The organism is Aerococcus sp. L_32 (assembly GCF_050689315.1).
Window position 1 is genome coordinate 1 of the sequence record NZ_JBOEQF010000604.1, and the last position, 1,048, is coordinate 1,048.

The following is a 1,048-nucleotide window of genomic DNA, read 5'->3' on the forward strand; positions in this document are numbered from 1 at the left end:
TTATTCAGCAGCTACTGGATAAACTGATACTTGTTTTTGGTCACGGCCTTTACGTTCGAAGCGAACGATTCCGTCAACTTTAGCAAATAAAGTATCGTCTCCACCGCGTCCTACGTTTACACCTGGGTAAATTTTAGTACCGCGTTGACGGTATAAAATTGAACCACCTGAAACTTCCTGACCATCAGCACGTTTAGCACCTAAACGTTTTGATTGAGAGTCACGACCATTGGCAGTAGACCCGCCCCCTTTTTTGTGGGCGAAGAATTGTAAATTAAATTTCAACATGGGATAACCTCCTCTAATATTTCGTTGTTTTGGATACATGTATAAAGTTACTGTAATTGGCTTCAACGTCTTCAGACAAGGCCAAATAGCAACTTGTTAATAACATTTGAGCAAGTTCACCCTGCTCTGTAGAGAGATCCTTGGTTAACTCAACATACAAGTAACCACCATTTTCTTCATCGGCTTCAATAAGTGGCTCGATATTTGCCATACGTGTCAGGTTATTCACTGTCGATAAAACGACAGCGGATACTCCTGCACAAACAACATCTTGCCCATATTCACCAGCAAAGGCGTGGCCAGAAACTTCAAAGCTAACAAATTGATCTTTCTCGTCAGTTTTAAAGATTGCTTGAATCATAACATCACACTTTTAATTAAGCATTGATTGAGTCGATAACAACTTTAGTGTATGGTTGACGATGACCTTGTTTACGGTGAGAATCTTTTTTAGCTTTGTATTTGAAAGTAGTTACTTTCTTTTGACGACCTTGTTTTTCAACAGTTGCTTCAACAGTCGCACCTTCAACTAAAGGTGTTCCTACTTTAACATCGTCACCACCAACAAAAACTACTTGATCAAAAGTAACTTTGTCTCCTGCTTCTGCATTTAATTTTTCAATGTAGATAGCTTGTCCAGCTTCAACTTTAATTTGTTTTCCACCAGTTTTAATAATTGCGTACATCTAACGCACCTCCTTATATAGACTTAGACTCGCCACGACACGTGGTCTTTCGACACTTAAAATACGATATCATG

At 39.0% G+C, this 1,048-nt stretch carries 3 protein-coding genes; all 3 read right to left on the minus strand.

The window, feature by feature from the left end; translation table 11 throughout:
- The 3 genes from rpmA to rplU are packed head-to-tail and all read right to left on the minus strand — an operon-like array spanning position 1 to position 974.
- Positions 1 to 288, minus strand: a complete 288-nt coding sequence (gene rpmA, locus ACRCJ0_RS15090; RefSeq protein ID WP_016897563.1) for a 50S ribosomal protein L27 — start codon at positions 286 to 288, stop codon at positions 1 to 3.
- A gap of 13 nt (positions 289 to 301) precedes the next feature.
- Positions 302 to 649: a ribosomal-processing cysteine protease Prp gene (locus ACRCJ0_RS15095; protein WP_419971108.1), complete on the minus strand. Its 348-nt coding sequence runs from the start codon at positions 647 to 649 to the stop codon at positions 302 to 304.
- A 16-nt stretch (positions 650 to 665) separates the two neighbouring features.
- On the minus strand, positions 666 to 974 hold the full coding sequence (gene rplU, locus ACRCJ0_RS15100; RefSeq protein WP_083067653.1) for a 50S ribosomal protein L21: 309 nt from the start codon (positions 972 to 974) through the stop codon (positions 666 to 668).
- Positions 975 to 1,048: the final 74 nt, after the last annotated feature.